The organism is Bacillus sp. SD088 (genome assembly GCF_017355205.1).
GTDB lineage: Bacteria > Bacillota > Bacilli > Bacillales > Bacillaceae_C > Lederbergia.
This window is the reverse complement of the sequence record NZ_JADIJK010000008.1, coordinates 165,137-185,260: the sequence shown is the minus strand read 5'-3', so window position 1 is coordinate 185,260 and position 20,124 is coordinate 165,137. Positions and strand designations below refer to the sequence as shown.

At 37.5% G+C, this 20,124-nt stretch carries 15 protein-coding genes and 1 pseudogene; 11 read left to right on the top strand and 5 right to left on the bottom strand.

Annotation, left to right across the window (positions count from 1 at the left end):
* Positions 1–201 precede the first annotated feature (201 nt).
* Positions 202–1,044, bottom strand: coding sequence for an AraC family transcriptional regulator (locus IPU53_RS09530; RefSeq protein WP_207450159.1), 843 nt, complete (start codon positions 1,042–1,044; stop codon positions 202–204).
* A 380-nt stretch (positions 1,045–1,424) separates the two neighbouring features.
* Here IPU53_RS09530 and IPU53_RS09525 point away from each other — a divergent pair, with 380 nt between their 5' ends.
* On the top strand, positions 1,425–2,762 hold the full coding sequence (locus IPU53_RS09525) for an ABC transporter substrate-binding protein (RefSeq protein WP_207450157.1): 1,338 nt from the start codon (positions 1,425–1,427) through the stop codon (positions 2,760–2,762).
* A gap of 86 nt (positions 2,763–2,848) precedes the next feature.
* On the opposite strand, the gene IPU53_RS09520 is transcribed toward IPU53_RS09525, so the two are convergent.
* On the bottom strand, positions 2,849–3,649 hold the full coding sequence (locus IPU53_RS09520; RefSeq protein ID WP_207450155.1) for an AraC family transcriptional regulator: 801 nt from the start codon (positions 3,647–3,649) through the stop codon (positions 2,849–2,851).
* Positions 3,650–3,939: 290 nt separating this feature from the next.
* Between IPU53_RS09520 and IPU53_RS09515 the strand changes: the two genes are divergently transcribed.
* The 8 genes from IPU53_RS09515 (at position 3,940) to IPU53_RS09480 (ending at position 14,015) form a co-directional block, all read left to right on the top strand.
* Positions 3,940–5,244 (top strand): ABC transporter substrate-binding protein, encoded by a 1,305-nt coding sequence (locus IPU53_RS09515; protein WP_207450153.1) that lies wholly within the window; start codon positions 3,940–3,942, stop codon positions 5,242–5,244.
* A gap of 53 nt (positions 5,245–5,297) precedes the next feature.
* Positions 5,298–6,236, top strand: coding sequence for a carbohydrate ABC transporter permease (locus tag IPU53_RS09510; protein WP_242698187.1), 939 nt, complete (start codon positions 5,298–5,300; stop codon positions 6,234–6,236).
* A gap of 3 nt (positions 6,237–6,239) precedes the next feature.
* Positions 6,240–7,079 (top strand): carbohydrate ABC transporter permease, encoded by an 840-nt coding sequence (locus tag IPU53_RS09505; protein WP_207450151.1) that lies wholly within the window; start codon positions 6,240–6,242, stop codon positions 7,077–7,079.
* Between the two features lie 747 nt (positions 7,080–7,826).
* Positions 7,827–8,732, top strand: a complete 906-nt coding sequence (locus tag IPU53_RS09500) for a ribokinase (protein ID WP_242698201.1) — start codon at positions 7,827–7,829, stop codon at positions 8,730–8,732.
* A gap of 28 nt (positions 8,733–8,760) precedes the next feature.
* The gene (locus tag IPU53_RS09495; RefSeq protein WP_207450149.1) at positions 8,761–10,020 is read left to right on the top strand and encodes an ABC transporter substrate-binding protein; all 1,260 of its coding nucleotides are present in this window, start codon (positions 8,761–8,763) and stop codon (positions 10,018–10,020) included.
* A gap of 44 nt (positions 10,021–10,064) precedes the next feature.
* On the top strand, positions 10,065–10,949 hold the full coding sequence (locus IPU53_RS09490) for a carbohydrate ABC transporter permease (protein ID WP_207450148.1): 885 nt from the start codon (positions 10,065–10,067) through the stop codon (positions 10,947–10,949).
* Between the two features lie 16 nt (positions 10,950–10,965).
* Positions 10,966–11,823 (top strand): carbohydrate ABC transporter permease, encoded by an 858-nt coding sequence (locus tag IPU53_RS09485; RefSeq protein WP_207450147.1) that lies wholly within the window; start codon positions 10,966–10,968, stop codon positions 11,821–11,823.
* 23 nt (positions 11,824–11,846) lie between these two features.
* Complete coding sequence (locus IPU53_RS09480; protein WP_207450146.1) at positions 11,847–14,015, top strand: ADP-ribosylglycohydrolase family protein; 2,169 nt, start codon at positions 11,847–11,849, stop codon at positions 14,013–14,015.
* Positions 14,016–14,220: 205 nt separating this feature from the next.
* On the opposite strand, the gene IPU53_RS09475 is transcribed toward IPU53_RS09480, so the two are convergent.
* The 3 genes and pseudogenes from IPU53_RS09475 to IPU53_RS09465 form a co-directional block, all read right to left on the bottom strand.
* Positions 14,221–14,694 (bottom strand): hypothetical protein, encoded by a 474-nt coding sequence (locus IPU53_RS09475; RefSeq protein ID WP_207450145.1) that lies wholly within the window; start codon positions 14,692–14,694, stop codon positions 14,221–14,223.
* A 466-nt stretch (positions 14,695–15,160) separates the two neighbouring features.
* Positions 15,161–15,739, bottom strand: a complete 579-nt coding sequence (locus IPU53_RS09470; protein WP_207450144.1) for an SCO family protein — start codon at positions 15,737–15,739, stop codon at positions 15,161–15,163.
* Between the two features lie 29 nt (positions 15,740–15,768).
* Positions 15,769–16,813: pseudogene (locus IPU53_RS09465) on the bottom strand (flavin-containing monooxygenase).
* Between the two features lie 202 nt (positions 16,814–17,015).
* Here IPU53_RS09465 and IPU53_RS09460 point away from each other — a divergent pair.
* Together IPU53_RS09460 and IPU53_RS09455 are read left to right on the top strand one after the other, a co-directional pair.
* Positions 17,016–17,387 (top strand): ArsR/SmtB family transcription factor, encoded by a 372-nt coding sequence (locus IPU53_RS09460; RefSeq protein ID WP_242698186.1) that lies wholly within the window; start codon positions 17,016–17,018, stop codon positions 17,385–17,387.
* A gap of 93 nt (positions 17,388–17,480) precedes the next feature.
* Positions 17,481–20,072: a heavy metal translocating P-type ATPase gene (locus IPU53_RS09455; RefSeq protein WP_242698185.1), complete on the top strand. Its 2,592-nt coding sequence runs from the start codon at positions 17,481–17,483 to the stop codon at positions 20,070–20,072.
* Positions 20,073–20,124: the final 52 nt, after the last annotated feature.

Sequence of the window (20,124 nt, the reverse complement as noted above, 5' to 3'; positions counted from 1 at the left end):
CCGTTTTGACTGGATTTTGGGTGCGTAGAACTCTCTGCGTACCATTTTTCTTCGTTTTGACTGGATTTTGGGCGTTCAGGCCATTTATTTGGCTCGGATAAAATAATCTCGGCTATAGCAGAAGTGCAAGGCGCACTCAACGGGATTACCCCGGATATAAACTATTCTCAAAAGAAGACGTTTATATCCAACTTTCAAGGACTAGCTTCCGTCTCTTTCATACGCTGCCCTATACGCCCCAGGGGTCATTCCATATTTTTTCTTAAACAAGCGAATGAAATAATTTTCCTCCATCCCTACACGAGTGGCCACTTCAGAAACAAGTAGATTTTTTTCCTCTTCAAGTAAAAACTTCGACCTTTCGAATCTGATCTTTTCCAAATATTGATGAGGAGTCATTCCATAAGTCTTCCGAAACAATCTTGTGAAATGATGATTGGAATATCCGGCCATGTTTGATAGAGAAGCTACCCTAAGTGGTTTCGCATAGTGTGTACGAATAAAATCAGCTACCTTTTGAACGTGTTCATTTGGAGAATATGAATCGTTTTCAGGTCCATAGTTAACTTCAGATAGTTTTTTCAACTCTAACAGAAGAGAATATAAGTACTTCGATGCATGCCACTGAGCATCTTCCTCATTCTTTTTTGCGATAAACCAAAGTTGTTCGATATTTTTCCAAATGACAGAAAACGGACGAATCGTCATCTTTTTTGTCTCTTGAAAATTTAATTGGCCAAGAACTGTATCTGCTAGTTTACCGTCAAAACCGACAAAACCAAGTTCCCATGTCCTCCTCGATAATGGGAAGTATTCATGGCTTGTTCCGGCAGGGATAATAATCACTTCTCCCGGTAATAATTCAAAATCACCAACCCCAAATAAACGAAAAATCCCCTTCCCCTCTGTTGCCAAAAAAATCTGATGGTAAGGTAATCCCACCGGCCTATTTAGATAAGGCTGATTATTCGACCCAATCGTCACTAAATGAAGAGGAATCACTTGTTCTTGAATTGACATCTGCTGAAAATACAATGAACTCATATTCTCACCTCCTTGTAAGGTTCAATTTGTCCGATTGATATGTTCCTAATATCCTATTTAGAAAATACAATCCATTATATGATTACACTATATCCCCTGAATCGTTGAAACTTTCCAACAACCTGGATAGAGAAAAATCCTCACGCTATCATCAATCTTTTGAAATCGTTTCACCAAAGGGAAACCGTTTTATTAATTATTACCTTACCCTCTATTTTGCTCTTGCGTCAAGAGGGGAATATTTCGGGGATATGGATAGATGTTTATGCAATAGAAAGTTCATATTCTTAAAACGGAGGGGGGATTTCTTATCTGGATCAAATAAATAATCTATCCATCTTGACTTTTGTCTAAATAACTTAAAAGAATGGAGAGTTAACATGAAACTAGCTAATAGATGGCTTTTAATTGGGATAGTTCTCTTCTTAAGTTCACTTTCTATTGCCTGTTCAAAAACATCTGATAGTAGTAACACTACTTCATTGAATTCTGACGAAATGGTAAACAATGAAGGGTACAACGGAGAAGATGTTACATTAACAATGATGCTTCCAGTCGATGAGGAAACGTTTGAAACACGTTTTAAAACACAGGTTGAAAAGCAATTTCCCCATATCGAACTTGAGTTAATTGAAGAGTCTATTGAATCAGAGAGGTTGCAAGAACTGATTGCCACTGGGGAAATACCCGATCTTATTTGGGCCCCAGGAAATTTCGAAGTGTTACACGAATTAGATTTGCTTGAACCACTCGACCCTTATGTAAATCGGTTCAATTTTAACTTAGATATTTTTCAAGTAGGACTTGTGGACCTTGCCCGCTCCCTTGACCCAACAGACGAAGGTCAACTATTTGGAATACCACTTGAAAATATGCCCAAAGCTATGTTCTTTAATAAAGATATCTTTGATCTTTTTGGTGTCCATTACCCAAAAGATGGAATCACTTGGGAGGAAACGCTAGACTTAGCACGAAAATTAACTCAAGAACAGAATGGGGTCCAATATAAAGGTTTAAGTATGGGCATTCATTCATTTGCTTATTCTCAATTAAGTATCGAAGGGAGTGATCCGGAAACAGGGGAAGTCCTATTTCCAGCTGATCCTGGCACCACAAAGTTCTTTGAACTACTTAATCATTACAGGAACATTCCGAAAATGGTCGACCCAGATAGCGAATATAGTTTCACTAGTGAACAAAATTTGGCCATGAGCATTGGACAAATCCAATGGCTACCATTATTTAGCCAAGTAGAAGGACTTAACTTTGATATGGTTACAATCCCAACATGGTCTGATTTGCCAAATGTTGGTCCAGCTACCCCACCCATGTTACTAAGTATCAATAAGCATAGTGAAAATAAAGCAGCCGCGTGGGCGGTTATCGAGTTTTTATCATCAGAAGAAGCACAGATGCATTTATCAAGAATTGGTCATCCGCCTACTATTGCAAAAGAGAAAGTTATTGAGCAATTTGGTGCCGATATTATCGATGAAACAGAGAAAAGATATCAACTTTCCCCCATCTTCAATATGAAAAAGGCAGAAATACATGCTTACTCTAAATACGGACCTAATCCAGAATTCAATGAGAATGACTTCATTCACCAAGAAGCAAATGAGTTCTTAGAGTCCGACAAGGATATTCAATCTTTTATTCGAGAAATGGGAGAAAGATATGAAATCATTGTAAAAGAAATACAAGGTCAAGAAGAATAACTACTTGTGAGGGATGTAATGATGCACTCCCTCACAGTCTCTTCCTAATTCCCTTCTAGAAACGAAGCAAATATTTTCCTGCTCTTTTAGACAAATTCTGAAGAAGATACGGTAGATTCCTGGTTTCTATACTCTTTAGGTGACATTGAGATAAACTTCTTAAACGTTCTTGAGAAATATGATGCATCATAATATCCAAGATAATTCGAGAGATTATCTATGGTCATGTCTGTAGCTAATAGCAGGCTACATCCTTCCATTATGCGTAAATGATGGATATATTGAATGGGCGTGTACCCGGTAATTTCTTTAAAGACTTCAATGGTATAATTTGGTGAGCGGTGAATTAATTTAGCTAGTTGGTTAATATCAATGGCTTCTCTATAATGTTCAACAATATAACGCTGGATGGTTTGAGCGTATTTTAACTTCATAGGATTCACTTGTGAAGATTGTAATTCTCTTCCTATACTCCCCAATAATTCCTGAAGGATGCCATCACAAATAAATGTATTGCATGTATTGTTTCCTCTTATTTCCATAAAAAGTTTTTCTGCTCGATGTTTAATATAGTTAAAGTTTTTCGACTGCAATTTTGTAAAATCTTCCATAGTTAAAAATTCCGGAATATCTCTCATATCTTTCGTTAGATGAAATAAAACCGTATATTTTTGATGCAATGTATGATTATGGTTTTTTCCAGTTCTATAGGATGACTCTGGTATAAACATAATATCCCCAGGCTCTAAAATAAGTCGCTTATTATTAATCATGTAGTCGACTTTCCCCTCAAGCACAATCACAAGGACATTCCATGGGATCTTTTCTAATGGCGTTTGCCAATTAGGAATAAAACAATCATTATTGACCGAATGGAGAGATAACATAGTTAGGCACCTTCCTAAATGGGCTTCATAACAGCAGTGGGAAATTATACCAATTTAAATATTATTAATAGAATGAAAATTCACACCCCCTTCATTTAAAGTCTCTATTATGACAGCTTCTTCTTCCCAAGAACCCTCATTTATAAAATTATAATAGTATGAAATTGTACATGAAATCAGAATTATGTACATAGTCCAAATTATTATATGTATTATATAATACCAGCAAAGGGATGTGAACCGCTTACACCCTTTAATAAGAGAAAATCAATTAGAAAGGGGATATGGAAATGAAATTAAAACTTTCATGTACAGTTCTATCAATATTTTTAGTTGTAACTTTTATCCTCACTGGATGTAGTAGCAGTAACTCAACATCCAAAGACTCAAAAGATCAAGTAACTATCAGAATGGTTTGGTGGGGAAATAAAGAAGTTCATGAACGGACACAGAAAGTGATTGACTTATTTGAAGAGCAAAACCCAGATATTAAAGTCTCAACAGAATTTACTGGATGGGATGGTTACTGGGATAAATTGGCTACTCAAGCAGCTGGACAGAATATACCTGATGTAGTAAATATGGATATCCAATACTTGTCGGAATATGTTGATCGCGATCTATTACTTGATCTAAATCCATATATCGATAAAGGGATCTTAAATTTCGATGATGTGGATGATTCTCTACTAGATGGTGGCATAATCGACGGAAAATTATTTGCCGTCAATCAAGGAACAAATTCTCCCGCTCTCACATATGACCCGGAGATGTTGAAAGAAGCTGGTATTTCAGAAATAGAACCTGGTTATACATGGGATGATTTTATAGATATGGCAAAAAAATTGAAGAATCATTTTGGCGATGACTCTTATGTATCTGTTCCTCAAGGTTTTAATGATTTTGGCTACTACCTTCGTCAGCACGGCTTATGGCTTTATAACGAGAATGGAACTGGATTGGGATATGATGATGATCAATACTTAGTTGATTTTTTAGAAATGCAGCAAAAATTGAGGGAAGAAAATATCACACCTCCCCAAGATGTGATGAATAGTGTACAAGGTTTAGAAGATGAATTAATCGTGCACAAAACGTCTCCTTTTCATCCTTTAACAAGCAATGAATTTACAGCGATCCAACAAGCTGCCGATCGGCCATTGGAATTAACGATTTTTCCTTCCCTAGAGGGGGGAGAATACGGCCAATATTTAAAACCTGGCCAATTCTATGCAGTTAGTTCACACTCTAAACACCCTGAAGAAGCAGCCAAATTGGTCGATTTCTTTACAAATAGCACGGAAGCACATGAGATTTTAAAAGCCATCTATGGCGTACCAATTTCCAACAAAGTTCAAGAACATATTACTCCTCTTGTCGATGAACCGACAAAACAGATTTTTGACTATATCGAACTAGTAAAGGATTATTCTAGTCCAATTTCACCACCCGAACCATCTGGACATGGCGAAATTAGCTCGATGTATACTCGTGTTTTAGAAAAGATAAATTTTGGCGAACTGACGCCAGAAGATGCCGCAACACAATTTCGCAGTGAGGCAGAAGCTCGATTAGCAAAGAATAAAAAAGACTGATAGCTTGTAAACATCTTGAAAGTTAACAATCATTTTAGCTTGGAGGTATTGACTTGGTTAACACAAAACTTGCTAGAAATACAAACCCTAAAAAGGCTTATTCAAATAGAAAAAGTTTAAAAGAAAATGCCATCGGGTTTTCGTTTATTGCACCTTGGCTCCTTGGTTTTCTTGGATTTGTGATCGGTCCAATGATTGCCTCCCTTTATTTATCTTTTACGGATTACGATATCCTATCCAGTCCCAACTGGATAGGATTCGATAACTATGTACGAATGTTTACGGAAGACCCGCGCTTTATCACTTCATTAAAAGTTACATTTTTGTTCGTGTTTATCTCCGTTCCGTTAAAGCTGGCCTTCGCGTTGTTTATTGCGATGCTATTTAACGGCAATCATAGGGGAGTAGGCTTCTATCGGACGATGTATTATGTTCCATCGATTATTGGTGGAAGTGTTGCGGTTGCAGTAATGTGGCGTCAATTATTTGGTCAAAATGGAGCGATTAACGATATTCTAGCGTATATCGGTATAAAGGGGATTAACTGGGTAGGCAGCCCAGATACAGCGCTTTCCACTCTCGTTTTATTAGTCGTTTGGCAGTTCGGTGCACCTATGCTTATTTTCTTAGCTGGTCTTAAACAAATACCTACGGAGTTATATGAGGCAGCTTCTGTGGATGGGGCAAATTGGTGGAGAAAATTCATTAAGATTACACTTCCAATGCTGACACCTGTTTTATTTTTCAATTTGGTGATGCAAACCATCAATGGCTTTATGACATTTACTCAAAGCTTTATTGTAACTGAAGGGGGACCGCTGGATCGCACCTTATTCTATGCAGTATACCTTTATGAGAAAGCATTTGCCCATTTCGATATGGGATATGCCTCTGCGATGGCTTGGATACTATTAGTAATCATCGCTATCTTTACAGCCTTGATATTCAGATCATCATCAGCTTGGGTATATTACGAATCGGAAGGAGAATAATGAATGACCCCTAAGATTTCTTCAATTATATATCATGTTCTTGTCTCACTCTTTGGATTAGTAATGATTTATCCAATCATATGGATGATTGCAAGTTCTTTAAAAGCGAATTCCGACATTTTTGTCAATGCTGCGTCACTCCTCCCTTCCCCCATTGAATGGACGAACTATGCCACTGGATGGGAAGGGTTTGGGAATGTCGGATTTGATGTGTTTTTTAGAAATTCAGCCATTATCACCATTTTCGTTGTTGTAGGCACGATATTATCATCCTCATTCGTAGCTTTTGGGTTTGCGCGTTTGAAATTCAAATTCAAGTCACTATTATTTGCTTGTTTACTGATGACGATGATGTTACCTATGCAGGTGACAATGATTCCACAATACATTCTTTTTGATAAATTTAACTGGGTTAACACCTTCTACCCACTGATCGTACCGGCCTTTTTGGGTGGAGGACCCTTCTTTATCTTTTTATTAATTCAATTTATAAAAGGTGTCCCTAGAGAATTAGATGAAGCTGCTATTATAGATGGATGTAGTACGTACGGAGTCTTCTGGCGCGTGATTCTACCTCTATGTAAACCAGCTTTAGTAACAGCAGCGATTTTTGCATTTATGTGGACCTGGGATGACTTTTTAGGCCCTTTAATCTATCTAAATGACACAGCCTTATACACTGTCTCTCTCGGACTGCGAATGTTCGCTGATCCATCTGCCGTCACAAACTGGGGAGCAATGTTCTCGATGGCAACCCTTTCCCTATTGCCCCAATTCGTTGTCTTTCTATTCTTCCAAAAATACTTGGTACAAGGGATTGCGACTACAGGAGTGAAGGGATAAAGGATTTAATATTTTCTAATTGGTTTAATTGGGGTCCTTGGGACCCCAATTTTATTTTAAAATTGAACGATTTTTTATTAAAAAAAAACGATAAAATGACTTAAGTCACTACTGCCGCATTAAACTCTTCAGTGAAGAACAAAATGCAAAATTTATATTTGTTAGTAGGAGCTTTGAAATTTATTCTTTTTTAAAGGAAATTCCTTCAATTGTTTAAAAAGGGAATTTTTTCAAATTGACCTTTTTTAAAAGCTTAATAGCAATTTAGCAATTATAAAAAAATTCAAATTAGCCATTGACTCAGGAAAACCAAATTGCTATTATAATATGTAATCGGTTACCTAAAGCATAAAAATTGTAATAATTTGGTGACCGGTACATTATCCCCCAACATGTAACCGGTTTCCCATGCAGGGGATGCAAATGGCATCTATTAGAGATGTAGCAAGACTTACAGGAGCTTCAAGAGGCTTAGATAATAAGGGGGCTGTAAGTGAGAAAGCCATTGAGGCATCGAATTATAGGCCCAATGAGATTGCGAGAATGCTGTACAAAAAAATGTTCCAATATTATAGGCCTAATTCTTCCTGATATAGAGACCCCCCTTTTCCTCTGAATTAGCAAGGGCTGTGGAAGATACGGCAGATAAGTATGATTCAAAAAGCAGTAAAGAAAAAAATTGTACTTTATCTGTAGCACTAGAAAGCATGGGAAGACTAAATAAGCCAAAGGAGAAATGAGTAGGTGATGGGATCAAACCGTCTAGTAAAAGCAAAACCAAAAGTTACTGTTGTAGGTAGTATTAATGTAGATTTAGTTGTTTCTTCTCCTAAATGGCCAGCACCAGGTGAAACAATTGAAGGGGGAGATTTTAACGTCTTTTTAGGTGGAAAAGGAGCCAATCAAGCCGTTGCCGCAGCACGTTTTGGAGGAGAGGTTACTATGTTAGGGGCTATCGCAGACGATGACTATGGTAGTGTGGCCTTGGAAAATTTAAAAATAAATAATATCAATGTAGATCATCTCAAAATATCTCAAAGGGAGACAACAGGGAAAGCAATAATCACTGTTGTTAATACGGATAACTCAATTATCTATATACCTGGTGCTAATAATAAAATAGATACGATGTATATAAAAGACAATATTGAACATCTGTCTTCATCCAATATGGTATTAATGCAAAATGAAATTCCCTTTGCGGTGCAACAATTTGTCGTGAAATATTGTTATCAAAAAGGTATTCCCCTTATTTACAATCCAGCACCAGCAAGAGAAATTGATTCCTGGCTTTTAGATAAAGTTTCTTATGTGACACCCAATGAGCATGAGTTTTCTCTGATAGCAGATAAAGAAAAATATCTCGATAAAATAATCTGTACTATGGGAGCGCGTGGTGTTGAATATTCTCATAAAGGCATTAAATATAACATTCCCAGTTATAAAGTTGAAATAGTAGATACGACTGGGGCTGGCGATACATTTAACGGAGTTCTAGCTGTGGAACTTGCAAGTGGCAGGGAGCTACATGAAGCTTTGCAAACAGCAAATATGGCAGCGGCATTATCAATTACAAAAAATGGCGCACAAGATGGCATGCCCACTAGGGAAAAATTTATCCAAAATAGAAATCAACTAATCTATAACCATTGAAAATAAAAAATAATTAGGAGGAAAAATTATGAAAAAATGGTTTGCGACTTTGGTTTGTTTGATAAGTGTCATTCTGATGGTTGCTTGTAGCTCTGATAACGCAAAGGACAAAGATGGTAATGTGACTATCCAAATGGCTATCAGCGGAAGTAAAGCGGAGAAGAAAATTAGAGAAGATACTGCAAAGGCCTTTATGGAGGAAAATCCTAATATCAAGATAAAGTGGGTTGACTTAGGGGATCGTCGTTATGAAAAGACCCTCACCCTTATTTCAGGAGGTAATGCTCCAGATATTCTATATTTAAATGAATGGGTCCCTGCTCTAGCAAAGCGAAATGCTTTAATGCCTTTGGACGAGCTTATTGAAAATGATTCTGAATTTGATTTAGATGAATTTTATGAAGGATTAATCAATGGAAATAAATTTGAAGATAAACTTTACGCCCTACCTCAAGAAGTATCTCCCTATGTAATTTACTATAATAAAGATTTATTTGATAAAGCTGGACTCGATTATCCTAATGATGATTGGACTCAACAAGAATTTCTTGATATAGCTTTAGCGTTGACAAATTCTGAAGATAACCAATATGGCTTTTTATATGAAAATGGATATAATCCGACTTTGGGTTGGATCTTTAGAAATAATGGAAAGTTCTTTAATGATGATGGAACAAAAAGTGGACTGGATTCCCCTGAAGTATTGAAGACATTTAAATTTTTGAAGGAGTTTGTTGAAAAGGGAATATCACCGAATCCAGCGGAACTAGAAGCGACAGGTCAAGGAGCAGATGCGCAATTTAGGAATCAGCAAGTTGCAATGGTTAGCGCGGGCATGTGGTTTTTACCACCATTCAAAGATGAGCCCTTGGATTTCAATTGGGATGTTGTTAAAATGCCAAAAGCTGAAAATCAAGATGTTGGTGCAGGTATTCTAAGTTGGGCAATTTCAAGCCAAACAAAGCATAAAGAAGAAGCTTGGAAGGTTTTAAAATACTTTACTGGTCATGAAGGTATGATGGAAGTAGCAGATAGTCAGATGGCATTACCTAGTACAAAAGACGAAGAAGCAAACCAATTAATCTTAGACTCTAAATTTCCCGAAAATGTACAAGCCTTTGTAGACAGTGCAGATCATGTTGTGATGGATGGATATATTAGTCCGTTTACTTCTGAATTAATGGAAATGATAGAACAAGAAACAGAGAAAATGCTGCTCGGGAATCAAAGCCCTGAAGAAACACAAGAAAATATTGTAGAGCAAATGAACGGAATTATCAGCCAATAAAGTTTAATGTGTTTCAATTTTTTCTGAAAGGCGGTGTAGTCTATATGAAAAGGCTTCAAGAGCTATCCAGCAAAGAGGCTTTTTGGGGGTATATATTTATTACCCCTATCATGTTAGGGTTTTTGGTCTTTATGTTTTATCCACTTATTGCTTCCTTATATCTCAGCTTGACTGAATCGGATGGTATCACACCTTCCACATTTATTGGGATAGACAATTATGTAACGCTAATGTCTGATAAAAAGTTTCTAAATTCTTTATGGGTCACTGTCGTTTATGTGGCTGGAACGGTACCTATTGGTATCATCTTAGCTTTATTAATCTCTACCTTGCTAAATCAAAAAATAAGATTTGTAAATATTTATCGGACAGCGTTTTTTATTCCATATATCACATCTATGGTTGCTGTCGCTACTGTATGGAAATGGCTTTATAATACCGACTATGGTCTATTTAACGGGATTCTTTCACAGCTGGGGCTATTTGAACCACCTTGGTTAGCAAAAGAAGGCTGGGCAATGTTCTCCATCATAATTATGAGTGTTTGGAAGGGTCTTGGGTTTAACATAGTCATTTTTTTAGCGGGATTGCAAAATATCTCTCCTTCCATGTACGAGGCTGCAAAAATAGATGGAGCTAGTGCCTTTAAACGATTTTACTATATCACTGTACCATTATTACGCCATACGACCTTATTCGTTGTGGTTATGGCTATAATTGGCTCTTTTCAGGTCTTCGATCAAGTGTACGTAATGACGGATGGTGGTCCAGCAAATTCAACATCCGTAATTGTATACTATATATATCAAAATGCATTTTTATTCTTCAAGCAAGGATATGCTTCCGCGATGGCATACATTTTGTTTGCGATTATCTTCATTATAACTATGATTCAAATGAAAATCGCCAATAGGAAAGATGTTGTTTAGAAAGGAGGAGTTGAGAATGACGTCGATATCAAATAAGGGGACAGCCTTCCCGGTAAAAACGATCATGATGAAATTTTCCATACATGCCTTCCTGATTATTTCATCATTTATTATGATTGTACCTTTTTTATGGATGATTTCTAGTTCGTTAAAAACTTCGAATGAGATGTATACGTTTCCCCCGAAATGGATTCCAACCAATATTATGTGGGAAAATTACATCTATATGTTCAAAAGTGCGCCTTGGGGCATCTATTCTTTTAACTCTGTAAAAGTTACTATTATCGTAGTAATTGGTCATGTAATTGTAAGCGCTATGGGGGCCTATGCGTTTGCAAGATTGAAATTCCCAGGAAGGAATATACTATTCTTTTTAATCTTAGCTACGATGATGATTCCTTATCATGTTACCATGATACCTACATTTAAATTATTACGTCATTTAGGTTGGCTAAATACACATCTTTCTTTAATCGTCCCTCCCTTATTTGGAGCGTTTGGATTGTTTTTATTAAGACAATTTTTTCTAAGCATACCTAAAGAGCTAGAGGAAGCAGCAAGAATTGATGGGGCTAGTTACCCGAGGATTTTCTTTAATATTATATTACCTATTTCATTACCATCTTTAACAACTTTGGCTATTTTCACTTTCATGAATCAATGGAATGATTTTTTAGCACCTTTAATTTATATAAATGATGATCAACTCAAAACATTGCCGTTAGGCTTGGCGACATTTCAAGGTACTTACACTACTCAATGGAATTACTTAATGGCAGGTTCCTTTATTGTACTATTACCCATCATCATTATATATATATTTGCTCAAAGATATTTTATTGAAGGCGTTATGATGAGTGGATTGAAAGAATAATAACTTATTTGGAGGGATATTTCATGAATAATGAAGCAGCAAAAATGATAAAACTAGGTCAAGTAATTCCTGAAGACTATATACAAAAGGTTTATGCTGGATGGTTAGGAAAAATAATTGGTGTTCGGCATGGAGCCAATATTGAAGGATGGACATATGATCAAATTGAAAAAGCCTTTGGAGAGCTTACTACTTACCCGCACAGCTTTAAAAATTTTGCCGCAGATGACGACACGAATGGCCCAGCTTACTTTTTAAGAGTTTTAGAAGATTATACCTATACCCGTGATGTTACTGCTGAACAAATAGGCGATACTTGGCTCAACTATGCGCCAGATGGTCATAGCTTTTACTGGTGGGGTGGCTATGGAGTATCTAGTGAACACACCGCCTATATGAACTTAAAAAATGGCATTCCCGCTCCAAGATCTGGTTCTATTGAGCAGAATGGTCCAACAGTTGCTGAACAAATAGGTGGGCAAATCTTTATAGATGTATGGGGCTTAATTACACCCAATCAACCGAAATTAGCAGCAGAATATGCTAGAAAAGCCGCAAGCGTTTCTCATGACCGAAATGGAATATATGGAGGGCAATTCATCGCTGCTTGTATTGCAAGCGCCTTCGGAGAAAATGATATACAAAAAATCATTGAAACTGGTTTAAGTGTAATACCGAAAGATAGTGAGTATACAAGAGTGGTAAGAGCAGTGCTTGATTACTACGACAGAAACCCTGAAAACTGGAGGGATTGTTTTAAATATGTGAAAGACAACTTTGGCTACGATCGTTATCCCGGGAATTGTCATATTATACCAAACAGTGCTGTTATTATTTTATCATTATTATATGGAGATGGAGACTTTTCCAACTCTATTAATATTTGCAATATGTGTGGTTGGGATACAGATTGTAATGTGGCAAATGTCGGAACGATTATGGGGGTTCGCAATGGTTTAGACGGTATAGATACTACATGGCGCGAACCTATTAATGATTTTCTATGTTGTTCTGGGGTAATTGGTACACTAAATATACTAGATGTTCCTACTATTGCATTGTACACAGCTAACTTTGGTTATAAAATCGCAAATGTAAATCCTGAACAAAATTGGGGCGATATTCTAGCAGGAAGCGGACCAGCATTTCACTTTCAGCTTCCCGGATCAACTCATGCTTTTCGAACCAATGCTGGAGCAGATTCTGAAAAAACATTAATGAAAATTGTCAATACAGAGGAAGCCTGCAAAACTGGGAACCGCTCCCTGAAATTAACGATTGATCGAGTATTTGCTGGAGAACCCTATCATCTTTATCAGCAAACATATTATCGTCCCAATGATTTCGATGACAGTCGATATGACCCAGAGTTTTCGCCTAAACTTTACCCTGGTCAAACAATAACAGCATCGATTAAACCCGCAGGGAATAATAATGTAGATGCCCGAGCACGTATATATATAAAAGATGGGAATCAAAATCAATTACATTATAGTGAATGGTCTGAACTTATAAATGGGGACTGGGCTGATTTGGAGTTCAATATTCCCTATATGGATGGGGCATGTATAGAAGAAGCTGGAATAGAATTTATTACAAAAGAACCCTCTTACAATGGGATCGTATTTTATTTAGACCGTATGGATTTTAATGGATTACCTGACTATAGGGTTGACTTTAACCAAGAAAGAATTGAAAAGTGGACAAATTTGCATGAGGCAGTCAGTCAATTTACTAATTTAAAAGGAATATGGACATTGGAAAATGGAGAATTAAGCGGAAGTTATTCGGGAGAGCCGGCAGAATGTTATACAGGAGATCTACAATGGAAAGATTATACATTAACGGCAAGTGTTACACCTAAATTAGGTGAAGATCATCGGATTCTATTCAGAGTTCAAGGTGGGATTCGTTCTTATGCGGTTGGTCTAACAGCAAACGACCAAGTTACTCTCTTCAAAAATAATAAAGGGTATCATACTTTGTCTACAGCTAATTTTCATTGGGAACCAGAAATTGATTATACAATTAAAGTAACCGTTATTGATAATAAGATTGAGGTATCCATTGATGAACAACTACTAATAAGCTATGAGGACAAGAATTCCCCTTACCTGACAGGACAAATAGGTTTTGGAAATGCTCAAGGGAGTCATACCCATTTTAAATTCTTTTCATTAAAAGGGATTTAATAAAAAATCGAGTAGAAGAGGCTGAGACAGAACTAAAAAACCAAACAACGCATCACCTTAGCGAAGTATATTGCTGGTGTGGAGTATAAGCACCATAGTAGTTCGGTTTTCTCTTTGGTGAAAACACTTTTGTCCCAGCCTCTACCTCTCATGCCACCAATCGTATGGTTCTCATACTAGGTAGTTCAAGTGTTTAAGTTGTAGCTCATAAAATTGGAAGATGTCTTTTAATCCCCATTTTATGAGTTATTTGTTTGTTATCCTTCAGTTCATTACGATCGAATGCCTCAGATCTCTTCTGCCATTCAATTTGTTTACTTAAACCCATCCTACTAAATTGGCAAGCAGGTGTCTCGTAACGAATCAAAAGCTCATGTAATGTAGTAGCATATTTTCTTTCCAGTTCTGGATTATGTATTGGCTTTTGTTGGGATGGATCTTCTTTGATGTTATAAAGTAAATGGTAAGCAGGTGCGTTATGATGTCTGGTTGATTTGGCGGGTACTCGATAGACAGGCATGTGGCCTACTTCTGCTTTTTTATAGCTTTTTTGATCCCATACGGCGCCCACAGGCATTGCTGTATGCTCATAAATAACAGATCCCTCTTCTAACTGTCGACAGTAGGTATAGGTGCTATCTGTAAGATTGATATCTTTTCCAAAATAGCCATATAACACGGCATCGTGATGTTCTTTATTTTTTTCAAGTATTTGTCTGAAAAAGTAGAAGCTCCCAACCTAACGGGTTATAAATTTAGAGTTAAGGAAGTGGGAGAACGGGCAGTTGAACGTATACTATGGAGAATCGCAAATCCCAATTCTCCCTTCGAGCATGTACGCATTAGTGGAGATCTGATCGAAGGAGGGTCCGTATTACGGGTGAAGTGATTAGACTATAGTATTTGAACACGTTGCCAGACTCTTGGTCCTTTCCGCACACCGTCTTAATATAATTGTAAAAGATCAGGTATTTCCAATATATGAAGCGTTTCATTGGTATCTTTTGTGGCAAGTATTTATTTATTTCTGTTCTACTAATTTATTACATTCCGAGCATCAAAAATCCATGACTGCCGGGCACAGCCGGCAGCATTTTCCTTTATCACATTAACGCTGTGCTCACCTGAGGGACTGTCCCCACGTATTATTGCTTCAATGCAGCCTTGATATCTTTTATGACCTGGTCATACGGTACATCTATGTTGCCTGGATAATCTTTAATGACTTCTCCTTTTTTATTGACTAGGTAAAAATCGACACCATGAATAACTTGGTCATCGTTCCTTGGTTTTTTTACATGTGCATTAAAATTTTCTAGTGCAAACTCCTCAATTTCTTGTTGCGAATACCCAGTTAAGGAGTGCCATGTCGAAAAATCAACATTGAATCCTTCTTCATAGAACTTCTTTAATACATCTGGCGTATCAGATTCGGGATCTACACTGAAAGAAACAAAATGAACGTCTTTTAGCCCTTTATCTTTTACCATTTGCTGAAGTTGACTTTTATTTGCTGACATTGGCGGACAAACCGTCGTACAATTTGTAAAAACAAAATCGGCTACCCAAACTTTTCCTTTTAGATCCTCGAGTCCAAATGTTTCCCCATCCTGCTTTGTATACGTAAAGTCCTGTATAGGCTGACCTTCTTTAGGGATAGATGAACAGGCACTAAGCAATATAATAAATAATGAGCATAAAATCATTGGTAAAAATCTCTTCATCACACAAACTCCTTTGAAAAAAATTCGTTTTAATAGTCGCTCTTTCTAATAAGATCAGCAAGATGTTGAGCATCCTTGCCTACACCCAGCAAAAGTGCTGAACTACGGCAAGACTGCCAGGATAGACCTAAAAAGTATAGACCAGGTATCTTCGTCACTCCACTTTTATGTAGTGGGTTGCCTTGTTCATCAAGCACTCCTTTTATGTCGATCCAGCTGTAATCTAATTGAAATCCAGTTGCCCATATGATGTTTTGCATCTGTAAAGTAGAGTCGGCTTCAAACTGTATCGTGGTTCCTCCTCCGTAAATCACCCTTCTTTTTGAAATTACTTTTTCTTGCTTTATTGCTCTTTTCAATTCATATCCGAAAATCGGGTCACCATTTTCTCTGATTTTTCTTCCCAGCCACGAATCAGTGGGTGCTTTCGTAATTTCAAATTTTTCTAACCACCAAAAATGCTTTTGCTTCCGACTTTCAAAGGCAGATACTTTAACCTATGACCAATGGATAAATGGGTTTCCTTTCTTGAGACAGTTCGATGGCAATTTGGCCGCCGCTACTACCACCCACAACCAAAACATTTCCTTCTAATAGATCGGCTGGTTTTTTGTATTCAGAAGAATGCAATTGTAAAACATCAGATGATAAGTTCTCTGCAAAAGCAGGTATTCGTGGCTTCTGGAATGGGCCAGTCGCAATAACTACATTTTTTGCTTCGTAATTCTGTTTATTAGTTTCAATTATAAAAGTGGTTGTTTTCCTTCTGAACACGAATTACATCTGTATTAAATTGAACAGGCAGTTGGAATGTTTGAAAGTAGGTAATTAAATAATCAGCTATTTCATTTTTTGTTGGATACCCATGCAGGTTGCCAGCGATCTTTAAACCAGGTAAAGAGCTGTATTGTCTCGGAGTAAACAGAATTAAGGAATCATATCTTGAACTCCAGGATGCTCCGATTTCTGTTGCCCGATCCAAAATAATAAAAGAATGATTAACTGTTGAAGATAATAACCCATTGCCAATCCCGCTTGCCCAGCTCCAATTACCACTGTATGATATCTCTTCATTTTCTCCTCCTTTTATTACCATCAAACTAATGAATCATTCATCCAGGCGCTGCCTTTCATATGATTAATATTTTTAAAAATCCCGATCTTATTGTATCAGCATTCACATAACATTAAAACAATCATTTGAATATTAGAATTGACAATTATATGAATGAACCATATACTTTAATCAAACAACCATTTGAATGAGGTGGATTTTATGGCTGAAAAAACAAAAGTGGTAATACCCGATACCTGTGAAACCAATTGTTATCATCATGATGTAGTCACTCGGGTACAAGGAAGGATAAATGAAGTAAATGACTTGGAATTACTGTTCAAGGCCTTGGCCGATGCTACGCGATTAAAAGTGGCATATGCTCTTACCTTGGAAAATGAATTATGCGTTTGTGATGTTGCGGAAATCATTGGTTCAACGACCGCAACGGCCTCCCATCACTTGCGGTACCTTCGAAATATGGGACTTGCCAAATATCGCAAAGAAGGAAAATTAGTATACTATTCGTTACAGGATGAGCATGTTCGTCAGATTGTGAACATCGCCATTGTCCATCAACAAGAAGTTAAGTAAGCTCGGACTTTGACTTTTATTCTAAAGTCAATATTTCTTATCATCGGTCGACAAATGTATTGTTGCGACCACATATAGTTAAGAGGTGTTAAAATGGCCGATAAATGTTGCAGTACCAATAAAGAAATGGAAAGAACGGAAAAAGAAACATCAAGTTGTTGTGCAAGTAACAAGGATGCGGTCAGTCCTTCTATTACTATATCCAGAGAATCACTGAAAGCCGCTGACTGCAGTAGTAGTCCTCAATCCAACGAGAATGCGGGAAAAACGAGCAGTGGTTGCAGTCATGACCAAGTGAGCTCTGAGAAGTCTCATTGTTGTAATAATGAAAGTAATGAGCTACAGAGTACTGAAACCATCCCTAATGCCAATACACTTCTAGAACAGAAAAAATTTAGAGTGATTGGAATGGATTGCCCAGCTTGTGCGAAAACAATCGAAAATGGTTTACACAAGTTAAATGAAATTGTGGACGTAAAGGTAAATTATAGTACAGCGAAAATGCAGGTTGCTGCAAGTACAGGAGAAGCCTTGTTTCAAGTTGAAAATGAAATGGAAAAGCTTGGCTATTCGATCGAACCGATCGAAAAGAAAAGAAATGTCAGAACCTATACCGTCGAAGGGATGGACTGTGGCAGTTGTGCAAAAAGCATTGAAAACCATCTTATCGCCAATCCATCAGTTAAAGATGTCGGTGTAAGCTTCTCAACAGGAACAATGGCCATTGAGCATGTGAATAATGTTGATGAAATTATTGCGGAAGTATCTAAAATCGGCTATCAAGCTACATTACGTTTAAAAAATCAATCGATCCAGACAAGTAAAGGGAATGGGGAGCGTAGTAGCATTATCCTCTCTGGCCTACTGATCGCTTTTGGTTTTATCGGATCGTATACCGGACTTCCAGCAATTGTTTCTACTATTCTTTATGCCATAGCAATTGTGTTGAGTGGTCATAAGCCAGTCAAAAGTGCTTTTTACGCTATTAAAAGTCGCTCACTTGACATGAATGTTCTCATGTCTGCAGCGGCGATTGGTGCCGCCTTAATAGGAGAATGGTTCGAAGGAGCTACCGTTGTCTGGCTATTTGCGATCGGCAACTTTCTTCAGAATCAATCAATTGAGCGTACAAGGAACTCTATCCGCTCCCTCATGGATTTAGCTCCTTCAGAGGCTTGGGTGAAAAATGGGTCTGACCTGATCAAAAAAACTATAGAAGAAATAGCTATCAACGAGATTATCATTGTCAAACCAGGTGATAAGATCCCCTTGGATGGTAAGATCGTACAAGGGGAATCCAGTGTAAACCAAGCCCCAATTACCGGAGAATCCATTCCAGTGGCTAAGGTCCTAGGGGATACAGTATATGCAGGCACAATAAATGAAAATGGATCACTCGAAATAAAAGTGACAAAACTGGTTGAGGATACAACCATAGCAAAAATCATCCATATGGTTGAAAAAGCCCAAGAACAAAAAGCACCAACAGAGGCTTTTGTCGATAAATTCGCCAGTATTTATACACCTATTGTTTTTATTCTAGCTTTAGCTATGATGGTGCTGCCGCCACTATTTGGCTTTGGCCTATGGGGAGAGTGGCTGTATAAAGGGCTCGCATTATTAGTTGTCGCTTGTCCTTGCGCTTTAGTGATTTCAACTCCCGTTACCATCGTATCTGCCATCGGAAATGCAGCGAAGAACGGAATTTTAATCAAGGGGGGATCTTTCTTGGAAATCGCCGGCTCGATTGGGGCCATTGCATTTGATAAAACCGGAACTTTGACTGAGGGGAAACCTAAAGTTTCATATATCAAAACATTCAACTTTCCAGAAAAAGAATTCCTTTCCATTGCTCTCACATTGGAAAAGTACTCAACACACCCGATTGCAAAAGCGGTGGTGAATGATGCAAAGGAAAAAGGAATTCAAGGGAAAATTGGGGTATTGTTCAAAAACATTGTTGGAAAGGGCGTTCAAGCGACCCTTGACGAGACCATCTATTACGCTGGAAACGCTAAATTATTCGAGGAATTGAATGTATCCATAAAGGATGTCGAAACATATATTCATAAGAGACAGAGTAACGGAGAAACGGTGGTCATGATCGGAACAGACAAGCAAATTATGGGAATAATTGGGGTTTCCGATACAATCCGCCATACAACAGCGCAAGCTTTAAAAACATTGCAACAAAGCGGAATCAGTCAAACTGTCATGTTGACTGGAGATAATGAAGGAACGGCCAAAATGATTGCAGCGGAAGCGAATATTACTCGATATTTCGCAGAATTAATGCCGGAAGATAAAGTGGATGCCATAAAGAAATTACAATCTGAAGGATACAATGTAGCCATGGTCGGGGACGGAATTAATGATGCTCCAGCTCTTGCAACGGCAGACTTAGGGATCGCTATGGGAGGAACAGGAACGGATACTGCCATGGAGACAGCAGATATCGTTTTAATGGCCGATAATATCGATAAGCTTCCTCATACAATAAAATTGAGCAGAAAGGCTTTAACAATCATTAAGCAAAATATTTGGTTTTCAATCCTGATTAAAGTCATCGCGCTTGTCTTTATTTTTCCTGGTTGGCTTACCCTTTGGATGGCCGTTTTAAGCGATACAGGCGCAGCCTTGATCGTCGTTTTAAATGCACTAAGACTATTAAATTTTAAAAAATAGCTATTAAGGGATGTTTCTATTTTTAGAAACATCCCTGTTTTTTTCCTGGACT

Bases quoted from the DNA above. Each gene is read 5' to 3' on its own strand.
- IPU53_RS09530 (WP_207450159.1), bottom strand. From the start codon at position 1,044: ATGAGTTCATTGTATTTTCAGCAGATGTCAATTCAAGAACAAGTGATT.
- IPU53_RS09525 (WP_207450157.1), top strand. From the start codon at position 1,425: ATGAAACTAGCTAATAGATGGCTTTTAATTGGGATAGTTCTCTTCTTA.
- IPU53_RS09520 (WP_207450155.1), bottom strand. From the start codon at position 3,649: ATGTTATCTCTCCATTCGGTCAATAATGATTGTTTTATTCCTAATTGG.
- IPU53_RS09515 (WP_207450153.1), top strand. From the start codon at position 3,940: ATGAAATTAAAACTTTCATGTACAGTTCTATCAATATTTTTAGTTGTA.
- IPU53_RS09505 (WP_207450151.1), top strand. From the start codon at position 6,240: ATGACCCCTAAGATTTCTTCAATTATATATCATGTTCTTGTCTCACTC.
- IPU53_RS09500 (WP_242698201.1), top strand. From the start codon at position 7,827: ATGGGATCAAACCGTCTAGTAAAAGCAAAACCAAAAGTTACTGTTGTA.
- IPU53_RS09495 (WP_207450149.1), top strand. From the start codon at position 8,761: ATGAAAAAATGGTTTGCGACTTTGGTTTGTTTGATAAGTGTCATTCTG.
- IPU53_RS09490 (WP_207450148.1), top strand. From the start codon at position 10,065: ATGAAAAGGCTTCAAGAGCTATCCAGCAAAGAGGCTTTTTGGGGGTAT.
- IPU53_RS09485 (WP_207450147.1), top strand. From the start codon at position 10,966: ATGACGTCGATATCAAATAAGGGGACAGCCTTCCCGGTAAAAACGATC.
- IPU53_RS09480 (WP_207450146.1), top strand. From the start codon at position 11,847: ATGAATAATGAAGCAGCAAAAATGATAAAACTAGGTCAAGTAATTCCT.
- IPU53_RS09470 (WP_207450144.1), bottom strand. From the start codon at position 15,739: ATGAAGAGATTTTTACCAATGATTTTATGCTCATTATTTATTATATTG.
- IPU53_RS09460 (WP_242698186.1), top strand. From the start codon at position 17,016: ATGGCTGAAAAAACAAAAGTGGTAATACCCGATACCTGTGAAACCAAT.
- IPU53_RS09455 (WP_242698185.1), top strand. From the start codon at position 17,481: ATGGCCGATAAATGTTGCAGTACCAATAAAGAAATGGAAAGAACGGAA.